The sequence below is a fragment of the Metabacillus indicus genome (assembly GCF_046603695.1).
Classification (GTDB): domain Bacteria; phylum Bacillota; class Bacilli; order Bacillales; family Bacillaceae; genus Bacillus_P; species Bacillus_P indicus.
Window position 1 is genome coordinate 260064 of record NZ_CP176757.1, and the last position, 20182, is coordinate 280245.

22 protein-coding genes are annotated in these 20182 nt (G+C 44.7%); 16 read left to right on the plus strand and 6 right to left on the minus strand.

Annotated elements, in window-relative coordinates; genetic code table 11:
* The first annotated feature begins 85 nt into the window (after positions 1-85).
* From ACK1LH_RS01540 to ACK1LH_RS01575, 8 genes are all read left to right on the plus strand, one after another.
* Complete coding sequence (locus ACK1LH_RS01540) at positions 86-1972, plus strand: alkaline phosphatase D family protein (protein ID WP_411334303.1); 1887 nt, start codon at positions 86-88, stop codon at positions 1970-1972.
* Positions 1973-1991: 19 nt separating this feature from the next.
* Positions 1992-2198, plus strand: coding sequence for a twin-arginine translocase TatA/TatE family subunit (locus ACK1LH_RS01545; RefSeq protein ID WP_029566281.1), 207 nt, complete (start codon positions 1992-1994; stop codon positions 2196-2198).
* A gap of 68 nt (positions 2199-2266) precedes the next feature.
* Positions 2267-2992 (plus strand): twin-arginine translocase subunit TatC, encoded by a 726-nt coding sequence (gene tatC / locus ACK1LH_RS01550; RefSeq protein ID WP_411334304.1) that lies wholly within the window; start codon positions 2267-2269, stop codon positions 2990-2992.
* A 248-nt stretch (positions 2993-3240) separates the two neighbouring features.
* A complete protein-coding gene (locus tag ACK1LH_RS01555; protein WP_411335054.1) occupies positions 3241-3561 on the plus strand; it encodes a PadR family transcriptional regulator in 321 nt (106 codons plus the stop codon).
* A gap of 39 nt (positions 3562-3600) precedes the next feature.
* Positions 3601-3948, plus strand: coding sequence for a DUF1048 domain-containing protein (locus ACK1LH_RS01560; RefSeq protein ID WP_029566278.1), 348 nt, complete (start codon positions 3601-3603; stop codon positions 3946-3948).
* A gap of 138 nt (positions 3949-4086) precedes the next feature.
* Positions 4087-4842, plus strand: a complete 756-nt coding sequence (locus ACK1LH_RS01565) for an ABC transporter ATP-binding protein (RefSeq protein WP_411334305.1) — start codon at positions 4087-4089, stop codon at positions 4840-4842.
* Positions 4843-5592, plus strand: coding sequence for an ABC transporter permease (locus ACK1LH_RS01570; protein ID WP_411334306.1), 750 nt, complete (start codon positions 4843-4845; stop codon positions 5590-5592). It abuts the gene before it with no gap.
* Between the two features lie 320 nt (positions 5593-5912).
* A complete protein-coding gene (locus ACK1LH_RS01575) occupies positions 5913-6239 on the plus strand; it encodes a hypothetical protein (RefSeq protein ID WP_411334307.1) in 327 nt (108 codons plus the stop codon).
* A gap of 130 nt (positions 6240-6369) precedes the next feature.
* Here ACK1LH_RS01575 and ACK1LH_RS01580 read toward each other — a convergent pair whose 3' ends face one another.
* Positions 6370-6855 carry a hypothetical protein gene (locus tag ACK1LH_RS01580; protein WP_411334308.1) on the minus strand — a complete coding sequence of 162 codons (486 nt, stop codon included), beginning with the start codon at positions 6853-6855 and terminating at the stop codon, positions 6370-6372.
* 201 nt (positions 6856-7056) lie between these two features.
* On the opposite strand from ACK1LH_RS01580, the gene ACK1LH_RS01585 reads away from it, so the two are divergent.
* The 7 genes from ACK1LH_RS01585 to ACK1LH_RS01615 all read left to right on the plus strand — a co-directional run bounded on the left by ACK1LH_RS01585 (position 7057) and on the right by ACK1LH_RS01615 (position 13229).
* Complete coding sequence (locus ACK1LH_RS01585) at positions 7057-7770, plus strand: GntR family transcriptional regulator (RefSeq protein WP_411334309.1); 714 nt, start codon at positions 7057-7059, stop codon at positions 7768-7770.
* A gap of 135 nt (positions 7771-7905) precedes the next feature.
* A complete protein-coding gene (locus ACK1LH_RS01590) occupies positions 7906-8247 on the plus strand; it encodes a PTS lactose/cellobiose transporter subunit IIA (protein ID WP_029286157.1) in 342 nt (113 codons plus the stop codon).
* A 1-nt stretch (position 8248) separates the two neighbouring features.
* Positions 8249-8557, plus strand: coding sequence for a PTS sugar transporter subunit IIB (locus tag ACK1LH_RS01595; protein WP_203289403.1), 309 nt, complete (start codon positions 8249-8251; stop codon positions 8555-8557).
* A 14-nt stretch (positions 8558-8571) separates the two neighbouring features.
* Positions 8572-9978 carry a GH1 family beta-glucosidase gene (locus ACK1LH_RS01600; protein ID WP_029286153.1) on the plus strand — a complete coding sequence of 469 codons (1407 nt, stop codon included), beginning with the start codon at positions 8572-8574 and terminating at the stop codon, positions 9976-9978.
* A 12-nt stretch (positions 9979-9990) separates the two neighbouring features.
* On the plus strand, positions 9991-11319 hold the full coding sequence (locus ACK1LH_RS01605) for a PTS sugar transporter subunit IIC (RefSeq protein WP_411334310.1): 1329 nt from the start codon (positions 9991-9993) through the stop codon (positions 11317-11319).
* A gap of 99 nt (positions 11320-11418) precedes the next feature.
* Positions 11419-12303, plus strand: a complete 885-nt coding sequence (locus ACK1LH_RS01610) for an ROK family protein (protein ID WP_411334311.1) — start codon at positions 11419-11421, stop codon at positions 12301-12303.
* A 218-nt stretch (positions 12304-12521) separates the two neighbouring features.
* Positions 12522-13229 (plus strand): hypothetical protein, encoded by a 708-nt coding sequence (locus tag ACK1LH_RS01615; protein WP_029286148.1) that lies wholly within the window; start codon positions 12522-12524, stop codon positions 13227-13229.
* A 172-nt stretch (positions 13230-13401) separates the two neighbouring features.
* Here the strand turns inward: ACK1LH_RS01615 and ACK1LH_RS01620 are convergent, their stop codons facing one another.
* From ACK1LH_RS01620 to ACK1LH_RS01640, 5 genes are all read right to left on the minus strand, one after another.
* Complete coding sequence (locus tag ACK1LH_RS01620) at positions 13402-14517, minus strand: mandelate racemase/muconate lactonizing enzyme family protein (RefSeq protein ID WP_411334312.1); 1116 nt, start codon at positions 14515-14517, stop codon at positions 13402-13404.
* A 32-nt stretch (positions 14518-14549) separates the two neighbouring features.
* Positions 14550-15410, minus strand: coding sequence for a helix-turn-helix domain-containing protein (locus ACK1LH_RS01625; RefSeq protein WP_029286144.1), 861 nt, complete (start codon positions 15408-15410; stop codon positions 14550-14552).
* Positions 15407-16195: a phytanoyl-CoA dioxygenase family protein gene (locus ACK1LH_RS01630; RefSeq protein ID WP_029286142.1), complete on the minus strand. Its 789-nt coding sequence runs from the start codon at positions 16193-16195 to the stop codon at positions 15407-15409. The genes ACK1LH_RS01625 and ACK1LH_RS01630 overlap by 4 nt, the downstream gene beginning before the upstream one ends.
* A gap of 123 nt (positions 16196-16318) precedes the next feature.
* Entirely contained in the window at positions 16319-17893 is a 1575-nt protein-coding gene (locus tag ACK1LH_RS01635; RefSeq protein ID WP_411334313.1) for a glycoside hydrolase family 32 protein, read from the minus strand.
* A 71-nt stretch (positions 17894-17964) separates the two neighbouring features.
* Positions 17965-19431 (minus strand): glycoside hydrolase family 68 protein, encoded by a 1467-nt coding sequence (locus ACK1LH_RS01640; protein ID WP_411334314.1) that lies wholly within the window; start codon positions 19429-19431, stop codon positions 17965-17967.
* A gap of 171 nt (positions 19432-19602) precedes the next feature.
* Between ACK1LH_RS01640 and ACK1LH_RS01645 the strand changes: the two genes are divergently transcribed.
* Positions 19603-20163: a GNAT family N-acetyltransferase gene (locus ACK1LH_RS01645; RefSeq protein ID WP_203289408.1), complete on the plus strand. Its 561-nt coding sequence runs from the start codon at positions 19603-19605 to the stop codon at positions 20161-20163.
* Positions 20164-20182: the final 19 nt, after the last annotated feature.

Here is a 20182-nt window from a genome sequence, read left to right on the forward strand (position 1 = left end):
AAACGCCTTGTAATAAGTCCTTATTACTGCCTTTAAATTGAGCCGGTAGAATCATGGGTGAAGACATCTTGAAGGAGGAATTACCTTGGACAAGAATCATGATCAGCATCAATCAGGCAGCAATTACGATAAATCACGCAGGACGTTCCTGAAGTATTTTCTGGCAGGATCTGCGGTTATGGCTTTGGAGACGTCCGGAATTTCCCGCTTGACGTCGATGGTTTCCCGGGCGGAAGCGGCAACGGCCGTTCAGCCATATGCTGCATCACAAGCTATTGGGAAAGGCTTCCCGCAGTCTGTTGCGTCAGGTGATCCGACGCCGACGGGTGCGATGCTTTGGACAAGGGTTGATCCTTCTTTGGAGACTGGTTTAACGAATAAGGAGTTCTCCAGTGAAGTTATTTACTGGCTTGAAAATGAAGCTGCAAACGATGCTTCTTTAGAAGATGGCATTAATCAAGGTAAATTCATTATGTTTGAGATAAGTAAAAAAGAAGATTTTTCTGAAGTTGAAATGAGAGGCTTTTCTCCGATCTGGAAGGACCATGACCATGTTGTGCGTGTCGACTTGGATGGTGAGCTTGCTTCCAGTCAGACGTATTATTACCGGTTCATTACGAAAAGCGGACTTGTCAGTAAGACGGCCCGTTTCAAGACACTGCCGGCAGAAGGAGCGGATGTTCAGTCAGCATCCATCGGGTATGTGTCGTGCCAGGATTACACTAATGGCTACTTTAATGCGCTAGGCTACATGGCGGATGAGGAAATGGACTTTTTCCTGCATCTCGGAGACTACATTTATGAGTCGGTCGGCGACGCTGCCTACCAGGGGAATATTGACGGCCGTCAAATTAAACTGCCGAGCGGACAGAGCAAGGCGTTCACGATTAGGGACTACCGCAAGCTGTACCAGACGTACCGTTCGGACAAGGACTTGCAAAAGCTGCATGAAAAGCATGCCATGATTGGCATCTGGGATGATCATGAGTTTGCAAACGACACGCACTATCCGGCCGTCGCACCGGATGATAATCCGGACTCCGACCCGGCCCGCCGCCTCGTTGCGAATCAGGTCTGGTTTGAATACATTCCGGCCCGTGTCCCTTACAATCCAAATGGAACGTTTGAGGATTCCGTTAAAATCTACCGCACCATTACGTTCGGAAATCTTGCATCGATTATCATGACGGATGAGCGGCTATACAGAAGTGCACACCCTTGCGGACAAGGCACGCTGGACCGCTACCTGGCAGGCGGGTGCGAGGATATTAACCTTTCCAGCCGTACGATGCTCGGGAAAACCCAGAAAGAGTGGTTCTTAAATGAGCTGAAAAATGCCAAGGGAACGTGGAAGATCTGGGGCAATGAAGTGCAGGTAACACAATTGAAAGCGCTGGGGAGATATCTGAACCTTGATGCATGGGATGGCTATGCATATGAAAGACAGCAGATCGCTCAAACGGTGCTGGACAATGGAATCAAAAACTTCCTTGCGCTGACCGGTGATTTTCACACGTTTGAAGCATCTTACATGCAAAATGAGTACAAGCGCGGCGGTGAAAAGTACGGGGTGGAGCTGATGGTTGGTTCGGTCACATCCAGTAACTTGAGAGAATCCCTTCGCAACTCCATGAACTCAATACCTGATGTTTCAAGTCCCATTCCAATGGACGCAGCTGATGAGCTGGTGAAACAGTTAAAAGGGAAATTCAGCAGCGTTACAACTTTTACGGCTGAGCTGCTTTTTAAAGAGCTTCAAAATATCGTGAAAATCGAAAATCCATGGATTGATTTATTCGACAGCACAACTCACGGATATGCCGTGCTGCAGCTCAGCAAGACAAAAGCAACATGGACTGCTTACTCGGTCGATAATATTGAAAAGCCGGAAGCGACTAAAAAGCTGCTGTGGCAATGTGAAGTTCCAAACGGCGAAGTGAAAATAAACGTTTTAAAAGGAAGCATACTTTAAAAAAACAGGAGGCGTTACTATGCTGCAAAATATCGGAGTTCCAGGGCTGATCTTAATTGTCATCATTGCATTGATTGTATTCGGGCCTTCAAAACTGCCGGAAATCGGACGTTCTTTTGGGGTAACCCTGCGTGAGTTCAAGAAAGGCACAAAAGACCTGATGTCAGAAGAAGAGCCGAAGAAAGCGAAGACAGAAGAAACCGCTGCTGTTCAAAGAGAATCTTAAGAGCAGAAAAGGAAGGGACTTGGCTGGTCGAACGGCAGGTCCCTTTTTTCTAAGATGGAGGGGTGAAGATGACACAACAGGAATTTATCCAGAATCATTTGATGGAGTTGCGGAAGCGTATTATCACAGTGGCTTTGTCTTATGCGGTTCTATTGATAGCCGGTTTTTTAAGTGTAGAGCACATTTACCGCTGGATTCTTAATGACGCAGAACTTGAGCTGACGGTGCTTGGACCTTCTGATATTCTTTGGATTTATTTTACGCTCGCAAGTATTTGTGCGTTTGCATGCTGCATTCCGCTGATCACTTATCAGGTGTGGGCTTTCATCAAACCCGCATTAAAACCGGTGGAACGGACGGCAACTTTGATGTTCATTCCATTGTTGTTCTTTTTATTTGTAAGCGGGGTTGCGTTTGGCTACTTTTTAGTTTTTCCGATGGTGTTTGAGTTTATTGTGTCCCTATCGGACGGGATGTTTGAAACGATGTTCACGGCTGAGAAATACTTCCGGTTTTTATTCCAGATCATCCTGCCGCTGGGGCTGCTCTTTGAATTGCCGGCTGTCGTTTTATTCCTGACGGAGCTTGGGCTGTTAACTCCTGATTTTATGAGAAAATACCGGAAATACGTCTATTTTGGACTCGTTGTCCTGTCGGCTCTCATTACGCCGCCAGATTTCGTATCCCAGCTGTTCGTGCTCATTCCGATGTTCTTGCTGTATGAAATCAGCATTTTGCTGTGTGCTTGGCGCTCGCAGAAGAAGAATGTGACTGCTTTATCGCATAATGTGTGAATCTGGAACTTTGGACCGTGTCAATGCTATTCGGAGTTTAGGCACCTTTTCTGGACAGAAGAGACAGGAGGCTTCCCATGAGTTGATGAGACTTGTGAGAGGCTTCTTTTTTTTGCTCTCCGATACTATCCAAGAGAAAATGTTAAAAATTAGTTGACACCTTTACTACTAAGTAATACTATATATAAGTAATAAGCAATACTGAATAGTGTTTAAATACGTCACATAAACTAAAGGAGGTTCTCAACATAGAAAACTTAACAGAAATGCTTAAAGGATCGCTTGAGGGATGCGTGCTGGAAATCATCAGCCGGAATGAAACGTATGGCTATGAGATTACCCGGCGCCTGAATGAACTTGGGTTTACAGAAGTAGTGGAAGGGACAGTCTACACCATTCTTGTTCGTTTAGAAAAAAAACAGCTGGTGAACATTGAAAAAAAACCGTCGGATATGGGCCCCCCTCGCAAATTTTATACACTAAATGAAGCAGGCAGAAAGGAACTTGATCTTTTTTGGAGAAAGTGGGAATTTGTATCTGCGAAAATTAACGTTTTGAAGTCCAATTAGCAGGCTGAATTCTCACCAATAAAAAGGAGGAAAAACACCATGATGGAATGGTTTAGAAAAATGATTGGCGATAAAAAAGAGTACAGAACGATGATGGCTAGGGTGGAAGCCCTGCCTGAGGATTATCAGTTTGTCTTTAAGAAAATTCAGCATTATATGTGGGGGTTCTCTTCAGGCAGCGGAATGGATATGCTGCATATCCAGTATGAGCTGATCGAACTGTTCGAAAGCGGAGCAGCGGAGGGCCGACGAATACTTGAAATCACAGGGGAAGACGTGGCGGCTTTTGCAGATGAACTGATAGCTTCAGCGAGAACGTATACTGCTAAACACCGTGAAGATTTGAATCAGAGTATTATGAAACGATTAGGAAAAAGTGATAAATAATCTTGACTGAATAGCCGGCTGTGTCAGCCACCTTCGCTGTTCAGTTATTTTTTCACACGGTAATAAGTGATACTTGTTACCTGTGGTACTGATTAGTCAGCTGTATTATTCACCAAATTACAAATGGGAGGAATTGGAATGAACGTGATATCAGTAAAAGGATTAAAAAAATCCTTTGCAGATAAGGAAGTGTTAAAAGGAGTGGACTTCGAAGTTCAACGCGGAGAAATTTTTGCTTTGCTCGGTTCAAATGGTGCGGGTAAGACAACGATTGTCAACATTCTGTCTACATTGATAAAGGCCGATGGCGGTAAAGCAGCGATTTGCGGGTATGATGTCAGGCGGCAGACAGATCATGTCCGGCAGCACATCAGTTTGACGGGGCAGTTCGCAGCTTTAGATGGAATGCTGACCGGACGTGAGAACCTCAGGATGATTGCCAGGCTGCGGGGAGTTTCCAGTCCCGCACGTGCGGCAGACAATCTTCTGGAAACATTCAGTCTGACAGATGCAGCTGACCGGCGTGCGGATACCTATTCAGGGGGAATGAAGCGCCGGCTCGACATTGCCATGAGCCTGATCGGGAATCCGTCCGTTATTTTTCTCGATGAACCCACAACGGGACTGGACCCTGAAGCGCGAATGGAAGTGTGGAATACCGTAAGAGAGCTCGCCCGCAGAGGCACGACAATTCTGCTGACAACACAGTATCTGGAGGAAGCGGAACAGCTGGCTGATCGTATCGCCATTTTGCATGGAGGAAAAATGATTACGACCGGTACCCTTGCCGAACTTAAAAAAATGTTCCCCCAGGCGAAAGTAGAATATATCGAAAAGCAGCCGACTTTGGAAGAAATATTCCTCGCAATTATCGACAAAAAGGAGGAGATGTAAATGAGAAGCCATACTGGAGTATTACTGGGGAGATTAATGCTCAATATTATGCGGAGCCCGGATACGATTATTACGGTGGCTGTTACGCCGGTCATGATGCTGCTCCTGTTCGTCTATGTATTCGGAGGGGCCATAAACTCGGGAACAGAACCCTATGTCAATTACCTATTGCCGGGAATTCTGCTGATCACTGTTGCATCCGGCGTCGCCTATACTTCTTTGCGGCTGTACAACGATGTAAAGAGCGGTTTGCTTTCACGTTTCATGACTATGCCCATTAAGCGATCATCTGTATTGTGGGCACACGTTCTCACTTCGCTTGTTTCGAACGCACTGACAATTGCTGTTGTCATCCTTGTCGCTGTCCTGATGGGCTTCCGTTCTGAGGCAGGGCTCCTGGATGTTCTTGCTGCAGCCGGAATACTCGGTCTGTTTACACTGGCGCTCACATGGCTTTCTGTCATTCCCGGCTTAAAAGCATCATCTATGGAAGGGGCGACTGCCTATTCGTATCCGCTGATCTTCCTTCCATTCATCAGTTCAGCTTTTGTACCAACGGAGACAATGCCTAAAATCATCCGGATTTTCGCTGAAAACCAGCCTGTCACAGCAATCGTAAATACTCTTCGCGCTCTCTTGAATGAAGGCTCCGCTGGAGGAGACATCTGGACCGCACTAGCCTGGTGCCTCTGCATCATGGTCGTCGCTTACTATTTTGCAGGTAAAGAATTTAAACGCAAGCTGGGGTAAGGCTCGTCATATAGAGGGCTGCTCAAATGAATGAGCAGTCTTTTTGTTTGTAAAAATTCGGTAAATGTTCCGTCTATATATTGACTGAAACCGAGGAAAGTGTGATGATTGAAAAAGGAAAATGAGTCTTTTATCCTATAAAATCCATCTGTTCACCTGCGGGAAATTCCTCACTCTTTTATCATCTGCGTATTCTATTCCAGCGTTGATCCCAAAAAACCAACTCCATTTAAAGGAGGTGAATCTATTTGTAAACAAATGTTTATAATTCTTCAGGAATCGTATTCTTATCACTATTTAATCTTAAAGGAGGACAATTAATGGGTCACGATATTTGCGGTTATAATCAGGCAGGAGAAGAGATGGCCTACCTTCGTTTCAGCATGGGCAATGGACACGCGTCCATCGTTTATGGTGTACTGGATGCTGACGAATATAACGGAGGAGTCAGCGGAACAGGCAGCAGCTCGTCCTTTTCCATGCAGCAGATGGAGAAAGCTTTGAATGAATATCAGAAGTTCTGGAGAATGAATAAAATACCGGAGAGCGAATTCGTTAAGTGGGAGATCAAACAAATACAGGACTTTTTATCTATTTGTATGTCAGCAGCACAAAAAGAAGGAAATGTAAGGGTTAGTTTTAGTTAGGCCTCATGCTATCCTCACTCAGAAATCCTCTTAACACCCCTGACTAAAATTCTGCCTCAAACATCCCTGATAAAGAATCAAAAAAGCTCATTCTCTGCTGAAGCAAAGAATGGGCCTTTTTCCATTGAAATCAGCAAAGCACAATCACCCTGTAAGGCACAGTCTGGGCAGGAATGCTTTTCGTGGAAGCCCCGTAAATCACAGCAAGATCCCGGTTAGCGGGGTTGCCCGTAAAAGCCTGGTCGTTTGTCAGCAAAACTTGCGTAAAAGGTGACAGATTCAGCTTAAGCTGTCCATCGCTGCTCACCAGCTGGCTGTTGAAATAGGATACTTTCACACTTTGATTCTGGCTTTCTTTTACCATCACCAGCGCCTGGTATTGGGGCGGATAGATGAGGGGGACCGGTGCATTTCCGTCATAGTATCCCGTCACAAAATCTCCTGTTGATACCATGGCATGGTCGACAAAATAAGTGGCAGGTGACACAATGAAGTTTACAGTCGAGCCCGATTGATTTTCTACAGTGAATACTTTGAAGCAGCCTTCGCCGCTTTGTCCTGTGTTAAAATCACTGATAGCTGTGACGATTCCCTGAAACGCATAAAAATTTTTCATGGATAAGCCTCCATCCTTCGTACGCTTATGTACGTTATGCGGGCAGATACCTAAATGAGTGTGCGGATGCCCAGCCTGGGGCAAAACATCATGATTGATTCACTTTAAAAATTTAGTATGATATTTTTATGAATTCGTTTACACTATTTTCAGCTATAATCATTTCTAGTTTTTAGTATATATAGAGAGGTGTCGAACAGAATGGCTCCAAAGTATCTTCAAGTGGCCGGCCAGATAGAGTCAGATATTATCCATCATGTTTATCAGAAAACGAATAAATTGCTGACGGAAGATGAATATGCCGTAAAATATCAGGTCAGCCGCAACACCGTCCGTAAAGCAATTGATATTCTTGTTAATAAAGGATATGTGTATCAAGTTCAAGGCAGTGGCGTGTTTATCCGCAACCATCACAACAGAGGGCACGTTAACCTTGAAAGACTGCAGGGGGTAACGAACGATTTCAGTGACCGCCTTGTAGAAAATAAACTTCTTGATTTTAAATTGATAGAGGCAGATGAGGACCTTGCAGTCAATATGGGCTGCAAAGCCGGAACATCTGTTTATTACGTGAAAAGGCTGAGATTTGTTGATGGAGACCCTTTTTCGATTGAAACCTCTTATTTCAACAAAGACCTTGTGAAATATCTTGATGAAAATATCGTGAAGAAATCCATTTATAATTATTTGAGGAATGACCAGAAACTTGCGATCGGCTTTGCAGACAGAATAATCGGTGCAGACTATCTTACGTCTGAGCAGGCTGAATTACTCGGGTTAAAAGCCAATGATCCGGCACTGGTTGTGGATAATACGGTTTGTTTAACAAACGGCGCAATCTTTGATTATTCACAGTCCGTGCATCATTTCAAACATGTGAAATTGCTGAAAGTATCGAATATGAAAGGGAGTTAAGTGTGAAGAGGGCTGAGAGCTCTCTTTTTTTTGTGAATTAAAAAAGGGTTTACATTTGAAATCTAGTAAGTTATTATAAGTTTATAAAATTTGTACCTATGAATTTAAATCATACTTATGAAAGGGTGTACATAGATGGTTGAACAAGCAATTGAAATAAGCCCTGAAGATATTTTTGGATTGATCGCATTTTCAGGAGATGCGAAAGCAAGTTATCATGCAGCCTTGCATCTGCTCAGAGAAAACAAAATCGAAGAGGCAGAAGCTGAAGTAGCGAAAGGTGATTCCGTATTAAAGGAAGCACACGCGATTCAGACAAAGTTTGTCACACTTGAGGCTCAGGGGAAATCAGCAAAAGTCGGCGTCCTGATGGTTCACGCCCAGGATCACTTAATGAATACGATTCTAGTAAAAGAATTATTGGATCATATGATGGCCATGCAAAAAGAAATTAACAATTTGAAAGGGATGAATTGATATGGTAAAGATCGGACTATTTTGTGCAGCAGGCATGTCAACTAGTATGTTAGTGGAGAAAATGAAAGCGGTTGCCTCTGAGCGCGGCGTAGAGGCTCAAATTGCAGCTTACCCTGAGTCAGAGATGGAGAAGTATTCAGATGAAATCGATGTCGCTTTGCTTGGTCCTCAGGTGAAGTACTTACTGAATAAAGGAAAATCAATCTGTGAACCAAAAGGTGTCGCGATTGATGTTGTCAACACAGTTGACTACGGAATGATGAACGGCGCAAAAGTATTTGATCAAGCATTGAAACTAGCAAATAAATAAACGGGGTGAATGATTTGAAAATGCCAAAGGATTTCCTTTTCGGTGCAGCATCGGCTTCATACCAAGTAGAGGGTGCATGGAACGAGGATGGTAAAGGAGTTTCAAACTGGGATGTCTTTTCAAAGATTCCCGGTAAAACATTTGAAGGAACGAACGGTGATGTGGCCATTGACCACTATCACAGATATAAAGAAGATATCGCGCTCATGGCAGAAATGGGCCTTGAATCATACCGCTTCTCAATTGCCTGGACACGCATTATCCCGGACGGTACTGGAGAGGTAAACCAAAAGGGACTTGATTTCTATAACAATGTCATTGATGAATGTCTGAAATATGGCATTATCCCTTTCGTGACACTGTATCACTGGGATCTGCCGCAGCCTCTTGAAGAAGACGGAGGATGGCGGAACACGAAAACATCTGATGCATTTGTCAGATTTGCTGAAGTTTGCTATAAAGCTTTCGGCGACCGTGTACGAAACTGGATTACGTTTAACGAGACTGTTATCTTCTGTTCGTTAGGCTACTTAACAGGCGCACATCCGCCGGGAATCGAAGGGGATGCCAAAGCCTACTTCCAGGCAACACATAATGTATTTGTTGCTCATGCACGTGCAGTGGAAAGCTTCAAGAAGTCAGGCTATGAAGGCGAAATCGGCATCACTCACGTATTCAACCCTGCGTTCAGCATTGATAACGACGAAGAAAATAAATTTGCTGAAAGACATGCGAATGCCTATTCGACACACTGGTATTATGATCCAATCTTAAAAGGATCTTACCCTGAATACGTAACGGATGCGCTTGAAGCTCAAGGGCTGCTTCCGGAAATGACAGAGGAAGAGCTTGATTTGCTTCGCCGGACGGCTCCTATGAATGATTTCATCGGACTGAACTATTACTGTCCGCAGCGGGTCATGAAAAACGATTCAGCACTCGTTATGTCAGGCGGCCGCGAGAATTCAACAGGCAAGCCTGGAAATCCGTCATTCGACGGCGTATACAAAACAGTCATGATGGATGATAAAGAGTATACGAAATGGGGATGGGAAATCGCTCCTGACGCATTCCTTGATGGTATGCGCATGCTTAAAGAGCGTTACGGAAACATCAAGATCTACATCACTGAAAATGGTCTGGGAGATGAAGACCCGATCGCAGGCGAAGAGATTCTTGATCAGCCCCGCATCGACTACATTGAAAGCCATCTAAGAGCTGTAAAGAATGCCGTAAGCGAAGGAATTAATGTTTCAGGATACTTTGCCTGGTCTGTCATTGATTTGCTGAGCTGGCTGAATGGATATAAAAAACAATACGGATTTATCTACGTTGACCACAAAAATGGTCTTGCACGAAAACGGAAGCAGTCGTTCTTTTGGTACAAGGACATCATCGCCACTCGCGCAGAAGAACTTTAAGGAGGCAATCTGATGGGCCGCTTAGAAAGTATATTTGAAAAGTTCATGCCTTTCTTCCTTCGATTTGCAAATGCGAAACCAACACTTGCAATTAAGGATGGTTTTATTTTAACAATGCCGATGACCATTATCGGCTCCCTTTTCCTGCTCATTCTTGCTGCCCCGATTCCTGGCTGGGCAGAAACTATGGTAAAATTGTTCGGTGAACAGTGGAGCCTTCCGCTTACTCAGGTCGTAGGCTCTACATTTGATATTCTGGCGCTGATCGGCGTCTTTGGAATAGCATACTCATACGTTAAGAATGAAAAAATAGAAGGTACGCCGGCTGGTATTTTAGGAATCATCGCATTCCTGATCATTACCCAGGCTTCTGTCCTGACAAAAGACGGCGAAACAGTCACAGGTGTTATTCCAAAAGTCTGGACTGGCGGCCAGGGTGTCCTTGCAGCCATTGTCGTCGGACTGTTTGTCGGATTCGTTTACGCACAATTTATTAAACGCGACATCCGCATTAAGATGCCGGATGGTGTTCCTCCTGGTGTAGCGAACTCGTTCTCTGCCTTAATTCCGGGATTTGCCGTTATCACAGCTGCAGTCATTGTATTTGCACTGTGTCAGGCTTTTGCCGATAAGACATTTACTGAAGTTGTTTATACACTGCTTCAGGTGCCAGTGCAAAACTTGACGGACACGCTTACTGGAGCAGTTCTGATCATGGTCTTGATGTCCCTTTTATGGTGGTGCGGAATTCATGGTGCTGCCATCATCATGGGGGTTATGGGACCGCTTCTTACAGCCAATGCCCTGCAAAACCAGGCAATTATTGATTCTGGTGAAGCACTGGTTGTCGGAGAAAATGCTAAAATTGTAACCATTCAATTCCTGGATGTGTTTACAAAACTCGGGGGATCAGGGATTACGATTGGTTTCATTATCGCGGCTCTTATGGTGGCAAGGTCGTCACACTTAAAGCAGCTCGGCCGATTATCTCTTGGTCCAGGACTATTTAACATCAACGAACCAATCATTTTCGGTATGCCGATTGTGTTCAACCCAATCATGTTTGTTCCATTTATCGTGGTTCCTGCACTTGCATCGTTCATGGTTTACTTCTCAATCATTTGGGGATGGGTAGAACCGTTCAATGCCCTTCAGGTTCCTTGGACGACACCGCCGATTGTTTCCGGCTTTTTGATTGGCGGCTGGAGAGCTGCCCTGCTGCAGCTTGCAACGATTGCGATGTCTGTGGCGATCTATCTTCCATTCGTCAGAATGCAGGACCGCTTATCTTACAGCGAAGAGCTTAAAGCAAAGGAACAGTCAGAAAGTGCGATTGCTTGAAAGAACTAAATAAAAAATTACCCCCCGCACACAGATGCAGGGGGTAATTCTTTATTTTCATGAGAGTGAGCATATTAAATAAGAAAGAAGGCGTTACAGATGAAGCATCTATTAGCTTTTGATATCGGCGGCACAGATTTGAAAATCGGCAAATTTTCTCTTGCAGGTGACCTTATAGAGTCCGGGAAACGATCTTTGGAGAACAGAAAAGGCGAGACGATTCTATCTCAAATTGAAAGGCAGATCGATTCAGATACAGCAGGTTTAGCTCTCAGTATTCCGGGATATATTGATCCGTCGACGGGTTTCATTGAAATGGGCGGTGCGATTGTCGATTTTAATGGCTTTAACATTTTTGACTACTTTAAAGAGAGATATCCCGGCCTGACTATTAGTGCAGAAAATGATGCGAATTGTGCAGCGCTTGCGGAAAAATGGAAAGGCAGTGCAAAGGAAGAGCGGGACTTTCTTTTCCTTACGATTGGAACGGGTATTGGCGGTGCCATTTACCTGAACGACGCTCTTTACCGCGGTGTGCGCAACCGTTCGGGTGAGTTTGGTCACATGTTCAGCGAACACGTTACAAGTGACGTTGCAGAAAGTCATAAGTTTAACAAATCAGCGACGCTTGCAATCCTCCGTCAGAAATACGCAGAGTGCAAGAACATCCCTTTTCAAGATATATCCGGCGAGCAAATCTTTGAAGCCTATGACAACGGGGAAGAAGCAGCCTCGCGTCTTGTCGGTGACTTATACACCGGACTCGCAATGAACATATTGAATTTATATTATGTATTTGCACCTCCTGTTTTTTATATCGGTGGAGGCATTATTTCAAGAAAAACATTCATGCATGAATTAGAGCAGCGGATCCTGGAAATTGAACCGGCATTCTCGGCTGCAATGAAGCCGGCAAGTTTCGGAAACCAATCAGGCATAATCGGTGCAGTCTATCATCATATCGCTTCAAAAAACATGGAGTAACGCAGAAAAAATAAGAACCACAGACTAAATTGGGGTGCACAGGTTCGAATACTATAAGTGAATACCAGTAAATGAAGCCTGATTCAAGTATGAATGAGGCTTTTTCTTCAGCTTTTCACCTTCATGCTGACTTTATCTGATTCATCCTCGTATCGCCCGGCGATACAGCTTGCAAAAAGGAAGGAAAGCCTTCATAGTTAAAGGAAAGGGGGGCCGATATGAGACGCGATATACAACCGAATGAACGGGCATTTTCTTCAAAGGAAGCCGCGGAAGAAGTGGGGATTGCAACGCCCACCGTCCGTAAATATGGCCAGATCTTAGAACGGAACGGATATGAATTCTTAAAAGATGGAGACAGGCGAATTTTCGTTCAGACTGATCTGAATGCGCTTATAGCGCTCCGCGATACGGACAAGCCGCTGGACGAAACGGCAAAGGATCTAGTGGAACGGCAAAAGGAGCGTTTAACAGAATCCGATACGTCAGAGATTGCTGTATCAGGTACATACAATCAGCTGCCGAATGATCCGGCTCAGCTGAAAGAAGCTCTGATGTATGTGGTAAATGAGCTTGCAGCCGCGCGGGAGATGAATCTGGAGCTGAAAAACGATATGTCTCACCTGAAAACAGCTGTCTCCAGACTTCAGCAGGACCACCACGTCATCAGCTCCACAATCGGAAATTCAGCTCACAAGACGAACGTGAAAATGGAAAAGCTGATTCAGCAGCAGAGTGCCCACTATGAAGCGCTTCTTGAAGAGGAAAAAGAAAAGAGCGAGCTGCTTCAAAAGCAAATTCAGGCCATGCGTGATGAGCAGAAGCAGGAATGGAATTCGCAGAATGACTTTAACAGACGCCTTGAAGAAAGAATGCAGGGGCCTAAAGAGAGCTGGAATTGGCTGTTTTCTTTATTCAAAAAATAACAAAGCAGGAGTCAACCCCATCATAAGCGGATTGACTCTTTTTTTATTGTATCGCCCGGCGATATGTCCAAAATAGACACGATATGATAGAAATCTGTCTGTATCGGCAAAAGGTGATCTCATTCCCGGGGAAATATCTGCATGTTTCAACGTTATTCAATCAATTATTCTCTCACACTCTAAATCTCGCTTCCGCATCAGGATCAATCTCTATGCCGAGTCCGGGCCTGTCAGGAAGATGTACGTATCCATCTTTAAAAAGCACCGGGTTTTGGACAAGTGTTCTGGCAAGAGGCGAATCGGAAACTGTATATTCCATTAGAAAACCATTAGAAATACTGGCGGCAAAATGAGTGCTTGCAGCGACCAATATGCCTGTTTTAAATGCGTGGGGGACGATCATTTTATGCTCGGCATAAGCAAGATCAGCGATTTTCTTTCCTTCCGTTAACCCTCCGCACCTGCCCAAATCAGGCTGGATAATATCCACCCGGCCTTCTTTAATAAGTCTTTCAAACGCTTTTCTTCCGCTCTCATTTTCCCCTGCCGCGATATGAATGTCGGTTGCTGCCGAAAGCATGGCATAGCCCTCCAGATCATCCGGAGCAAGCGGTTCTTCGATCCAGTGCACACCATACTCTTCAAACCGCCTGGCCATTTTAATGGCATGCTTGGCATCCCATCGCTGTCCGATATCGATCATAAGCTCTGTCCGTTCTCCGATAACAGACCGAATGGCCTTCACAGCCTCAACATCAAAATAGTCGTCTGCGCCAAATGGACCCCAGCCAAATTTAATGGCTTTATACCCCATGTCCATAAACTTTTCTGCCAGCAGGCAGGCGTCTTTAATCGTTTCAGGCATAACGAGGCTTGCGTAAGCTTTTACGCGGTTTCTGTATACGCCGCCCAGCATTTGAGCGGTTGTCCGTTCTGCGGTCTTGCCGACAATATCCCATAAAGCCATATCAATTCCGCTGATGGCGTGGATGGCTGCCCCCTGCCTTCCATAGTAGGAGGAACCATGAAACATTTTGTTCCAAAGCTTCTCACGATCAAAAGGATCTTCTCCAATGATGATATCCTTTAATCCGTTGCTGATTAAATGTGAAGCGGACGCTTCGATAATTGCCTTTGCCACTTCAGGCGAAGAATCAACCTCTCCTATCCCTGTTATGCCTTCATCGGTATGAATCCGGACCAGAAGTGTATCTTGTGTCCCGTCACAGCGGAGGGCATCGATTTCCGGCAGTCGCAAGTATATGGCTTCTACGTCAGTAATTTTCACGAGTCTTTCACCTATTTCGTATGGAATATGAGTTATGAATGATACCTGGACAAACGCCATGTCTTCCTGAAATGAGTAGGAGAGACACCTTCATGCTGAAGAAATGTTGTCAAAAAAGCATTGTAGCTGCTGAAGCCTGATGCCTCTGCAACTTCGCTCACTTGATTGTCGGAATAGATCAGGATCTTTTTCGCATGGCCAATCTTCAGCTTGGTTAAGTATTCTTTAGGAGAAATGCCATAATAGCGCTTGAACTGGCGGATGAAGTGATAATAGCTTAAGCCTGCCGCTTTGGCAGCATCCTGGATGTCTGCTGCTTGAGAGAAATGCTCTTCCATGTACATTCTGCCATGTTCAAGCGACTCTGGCTTTGCTCTGTTCAGGTCTTTAGGTTCGGTTCGGCTGTACTTCAGCAGCTGTGTCAGCATTTGATAGATGAGAATGTTGGTTTCGGTTTCTGCTTTGTCATCAGCCGATTCGCCCGTTTTTAAAATCCGGATCAGCGTTGTCTCATACTCCTCTTTTCCTGCCGTGCCTCTGATTAAAGTGGAGGGGGATGGAAACCATTTTTCCATGAGATGCTTCATTTCATCGCCATTAAAGACGAGGTACATCATTTCGTACGGATCTTCAGGGTCTGCTTTATATTTGTGTGGGAGTCTCATGTCGTACAGGAGCCCATCACCAGGTTCGAGTTTCATCCATTGATCATTTATAGCAAACCAGCCTTTGCCGGAGGTAACATATAGAAATTCCCATGCAGGGTAATAGTCACGTTCGAAATAAAACTCGGGCGACATCTTGTTGAATCCGCCGATTAAAGGAAAAAACAAATGCGAGCGGGCAAACCCGCTCGGCGAATAAACATGTTCAAAGTATTTTTTTTCGCTCATCGACTCACAGCTTCTTCTTCAAACGCCTTTGCATCTGAACACCACGGCGTCATGCCGAGAAGCATTTTTCGCAGGTTTGTATCCGCTTTTGCTTTTAAAGCCTCTGAGGGTTCATATCCCGGCCATGTGCGGACGAAGGAAGGAGCGTAATTGAAAATGAGGGAGCGTCTTGTTTCCTCAGATAAATTGTTTAAAGCTGAGTGATAGGCAGAGCCGTGAAAAACAACGGCTGTTCCCTTTTTCACGTTCATTCGGACATGCCCAGGCATATCTTCCTGATTCTCAACCTTTGGCAGCTCATCGTTGCTCATGTGAACACTTCCCGGAAGGAAAGCAAGACATCCTCCGTCATAGCTTACGTCAGACAGGAAGTAGAACACTTTAATCATGAAGGGAACCGGTTTTTCATCGACAAACAGCATTGTGCCCGTGTCACGGTGCCAGTTTGTATGAGCTGCTTTTTTCGGAGGCTTGATTAAGCCGTCGTTATCGATCATCACGAACTGGTCTCCAAGGAGGTCCCGCATCACATTCATCATTTTTGGATTTTCCATTAGCTCAAGAAAGGCCTCTTCATGCTCAATGATTCCGCAGATCTGATCGACATGATCAAGGACTCCGGTTTCAGGATTTTTACGGTTTTCCTCGCGAAACACTGTCATCGCCTGATCCAGCTTCTCATTATAGTAAGCGGTTTCTTTTTGCGGCAGAAAATCTTCAAAAACCAAGTACCCATCACGTTCCCACATCATTTTTTGTTCTATTGTTAAACCGTGTAAATTCATTCCGTCTCCCCCTTAATCCCTTTGATAACCTCATTATAGAAGAAAGTTTATTGATAGGCTATATAGGTTTATGCTCAATATACACAAAAAATTGCTGTTATTACTAACAGCAATTTTTTGTCTTCATTTTGTCTGAATGGTTTTCAAATGCTTAATTTTCACATTCTCAAACACGGCTTTTCCTCCGTCGGAAAAAAGGGTGATTCCTTTGTCGCCGGGGTTTGGATAAACAAGATTGGAATGAACAGTCTTCCCGTCATCAATGAACACTTCTACACTTGTTTTATCTACAAGAATTTTCATGTGTACCTTTTTTTGGGCGGAATCAAACGGAGCTTTGCTTTCTGTAAGCTGATTGCTTTCGTCCGGATGTCCGGTGAGCCCGCGGTTCATAAAGGAATATCCTCCGGCAGAAGAGATTCCTGCGTCTGCGTGCCGTGTGCCATCCTCTGATTCAAGCAGCCGGAATCCGGCATTTTTCAGATCTGACCAGGAGATGTCCGCCTCAAGCATATAGGTGTCATCGCGAACATCCAAGGTTTTGGCGCCGTCTACTTCGATTCTCTTGTAGGCTTTCGTGATTGTGTTCAGCTTATCCAGCTTTTCGCTGGGCTTTGAAGAAAGGTAATAATGATTGTTTGCTTCGTGTCTAAGCTTGATCTCACGGATGACAGAGTCCTGACCGTTAAATCCTTCTTCCATCGTTGGCGTGTTATCGGCATAAGCCCAGTTGTTCATCCATGCCAGGGCAAAGCGTTTTTCCAGGGGATCACCTTCCGCCTGTTCAAATGTCACCCCGCCGTACCAATCGAAACCGTAGTCAAGCCATTCCGGTTCCTTATGATCGGGCTTAAATTCCTTACCGTCAAAAGATCCAATCCAATACGCATAGGTGTTGGGCTTGCCCGTCTCTTTCCCGTTTGCGCTCATGCCGAGCACCCATTTTTCGGTGCCGTCATCTGCGCGCATGCGGAAAAGGTCAGGGCATTCAAGCACACCGAGGTTATCAATTTGAAAGCTGCTTGTGTAGCGCCAGTCTTTCAGGTTGTCTGATTCATAGAAGCCGATTTTATTTCCTTCTGCCATCGTCATCACCCATTTGCCGCGGAGGTCATCGCGGATGATTTTAGGGTCCCTGAAGTCCTTTGTATCCGGATTTTTCATGACGGGTTTTTCGCTGTAGGACTTAAAGGTCTTGCCTTTATCTGTACTGTACCAGAGGAACTGCTCCTGCTTTTGGCCGTCTTTTGACGGCTGGGTGACAACGGCTATAAAGGCATCTTTACCGAAGCCAGCCGTGTTTTCTTTATCAATAACGACAGATCCTGACCATGGATCCCCGTTTGCATTCGTATATTTCGGAATAGCGACGCCTTCGTCCTTCCAGTGAACGAGGTCTTTTGAAACCGCATGGCGCCACTCTGTGCCGTTGCCGTCTGGATAGTCGCCGTTGTAAAGGTAGTAGTAATGGTAGGTTCCTTCGTAGTAAACAGGCTTTTGCGGATCATTTTTCCAGTGATCAGGGGCTGTAAAATGATAGGCAGCCCGGTATGAATGCTCATCTTTTTCTGCTGGCGGAACATCTTTTGTTTTTAAAAAAGCGTGGATTAATATGCCGGTTGAGACGGCCATCCAGATTCCGATCAAGATGATGCCCGCCGTTTTATATCCTTTTTTGAGAACTCGCTTTTTACTCATGATTATCACCACTTTTAAATAGAAAAAAGAAAATGCCCCGTGACATTTTCTTTCTCTTTTTTCTTTGATTCTTACTCGTCGTCTGTAATTTGTCCCTGTTCAAGGATGCTGTCTTTAACAACTGACGTTTTGCTGCCTTTGATGTTCAGCTTAAAGCTCGGAGCAAAGGTTGACTTGTTGTCTTCAAAGAAACCTCTGTTTGTCATATAGCTTGTGACAACGGCATCATCGCTGCCTTCCTGAGGGATGGCATAGTGAGCATAGTTCCATGTAATATCATTTGGATCAAGGTCATGATGAAGCACGATGCCTGTTTTGTTAAGCGGCTTGAACTTGCCTGTCAGTGAGTCGGCTACATAGCCAAGAAGGTAGATATCCTGATTATCGATGCCGTCGATCGTCATTTTTGAACCGCGTGAGCTTGTGAACAGGTACCATTTGCCGTCCTTTTTGAAGATGTTCGGACGTTCCACTTCGTCAGTGACCGTATTTGAAACGATCAGCGGCTTCATTTCTTTTTTAAGGGTATAATCATCGTTGATTTCAATGATTCCGATTGCGCCGTTGGCGACTTCAGCCAGCTGCTTTTTGTCGCTGTTCAAAAGAGCATTCTTTTCCTGCTGGAAGAATTTATTGCTGTTGCCGTAGTAGGCTTGATTGTAAAGTGATTCTTCTCCTTGATAGCCGTACTCAGTTCCTGTGTTTGCTTCGAACACAAGATATTTCTTGCCGTCTTCTTCGATATAGTGAGGATCTCTGAATGTATGGTTGTCATTCGGAGCTCCGTCTTTAGCAAACTTGTCTACTGTCTGATAGTATTTGCTGTCTTTGCCTTCGTAGATGGATTTATAATCAGAAACGCCATCAATTTTAAGTGATTTTGAGTCAGGCTGAGAGACATTGACTTGTGCCGTTGTTAAGGTTTGTTTTCCATAATAACCTGCATCAGCATTGAAAGCTTCGCGGTTTGTGTAGAACAAGCGGACCTCTCCGTCTTCTGTGAATGTAGCTGATCCTGACCATTCTTCAGACTGGCGGCTTAAGTAAGGATCATTTGGAACATTTTTATCATTGCTGTCAAAAACGCGTCCGGCATTTTTCCAGGCGTCAAGAGAATTGTCGCCGGCTTTTTTATAGAACATGTAAATAAATGTGTCATTGGCATTTTTAGGATCGCCGGCTAAACCGAAAACGATATGGTAGCCTTTGTATTCCGCCACTGTGCCGTCAGCATTTTGAAGCGGCCATGTATCCCACACATCAAGGTCCATTGTTTCCCCTGATTCTGTTGTTTTCTTGGCAGAAGGGATGTTTTCAATTTTTGAAGCGTCAAATTTTGGTACGGTGTATCTTGCATCACCGTGCTGGTTAATCATGTCTTTCATTGCGGAACGAGTGATTTGCGAAGTACCGTACGTTTCTTTGTAATCTGCCGGATCCTTTGGAGCTGCAGATGTTTGGGTTACCGCGCCGCTTAAAAGAATGCCTGTGCTGAGTGTTACTGCTGTTGCCTGTTTGGCAAGCCTGCTAAAGTTCATAAGTCTTCCTCCTCGTTTTTTGTATGATTGCTAGTACAACTTGAATTATAGGGCAGCCCTGCGAGAACAGGTATGGCACATATTGACCTGAATTTAGTCGTATATTGATATGGGATTTGAGAGGGAGAGAGTTGAGTTTGTCGAATTGATAAAGAAAGGGGAGGAGTAAGAATGAATTTGGCTGTTAAACCAGTCCTTAATGGAGAATTCGTACAATTGAGGCCGTTTCTTGTGGAAGAAGATATGCCTTACATAGAAGAGTGCTTAAAAGATCCTGTGGTACTGAAATACACCGGGAGCGAAGATTCCTATGACAAAGAGAGTGTATATAAATGGTATGCCTCAAGAAATGAGCAGTCCGGCCGCCTTGATCTTGCCATCGTGGACAAGGCACGGCAAGTGCTTGTGGGGGAAGCGGTTGTTAATCTGTATAATTCCGAAGACCGCAGCATGAATTTCAGAATCCTGATCGGTCCGGGAGGAAGGGACCGCGGGCTCGGAACTGAAGCAACCCGGCTGCTCATTGATTACATGTTTGAAAAAACAGATGTAAACAGTCTGACTCTGAGTGTTTTCGCTTTTAACCCTCGTGCAGTAAGAGTGTATGAAAAGGCGGGGTTTGAAACAGTAAGCATTGATAAAGGTGAATTGGAGCACGACGGGAAATGGATTGATTCGATCAATATGAAGCTGACGAGAGAAAACTGGGAGAAAAGAAGAGAACAAGTTTAGCTGCTCAGGTAAAAAGGCA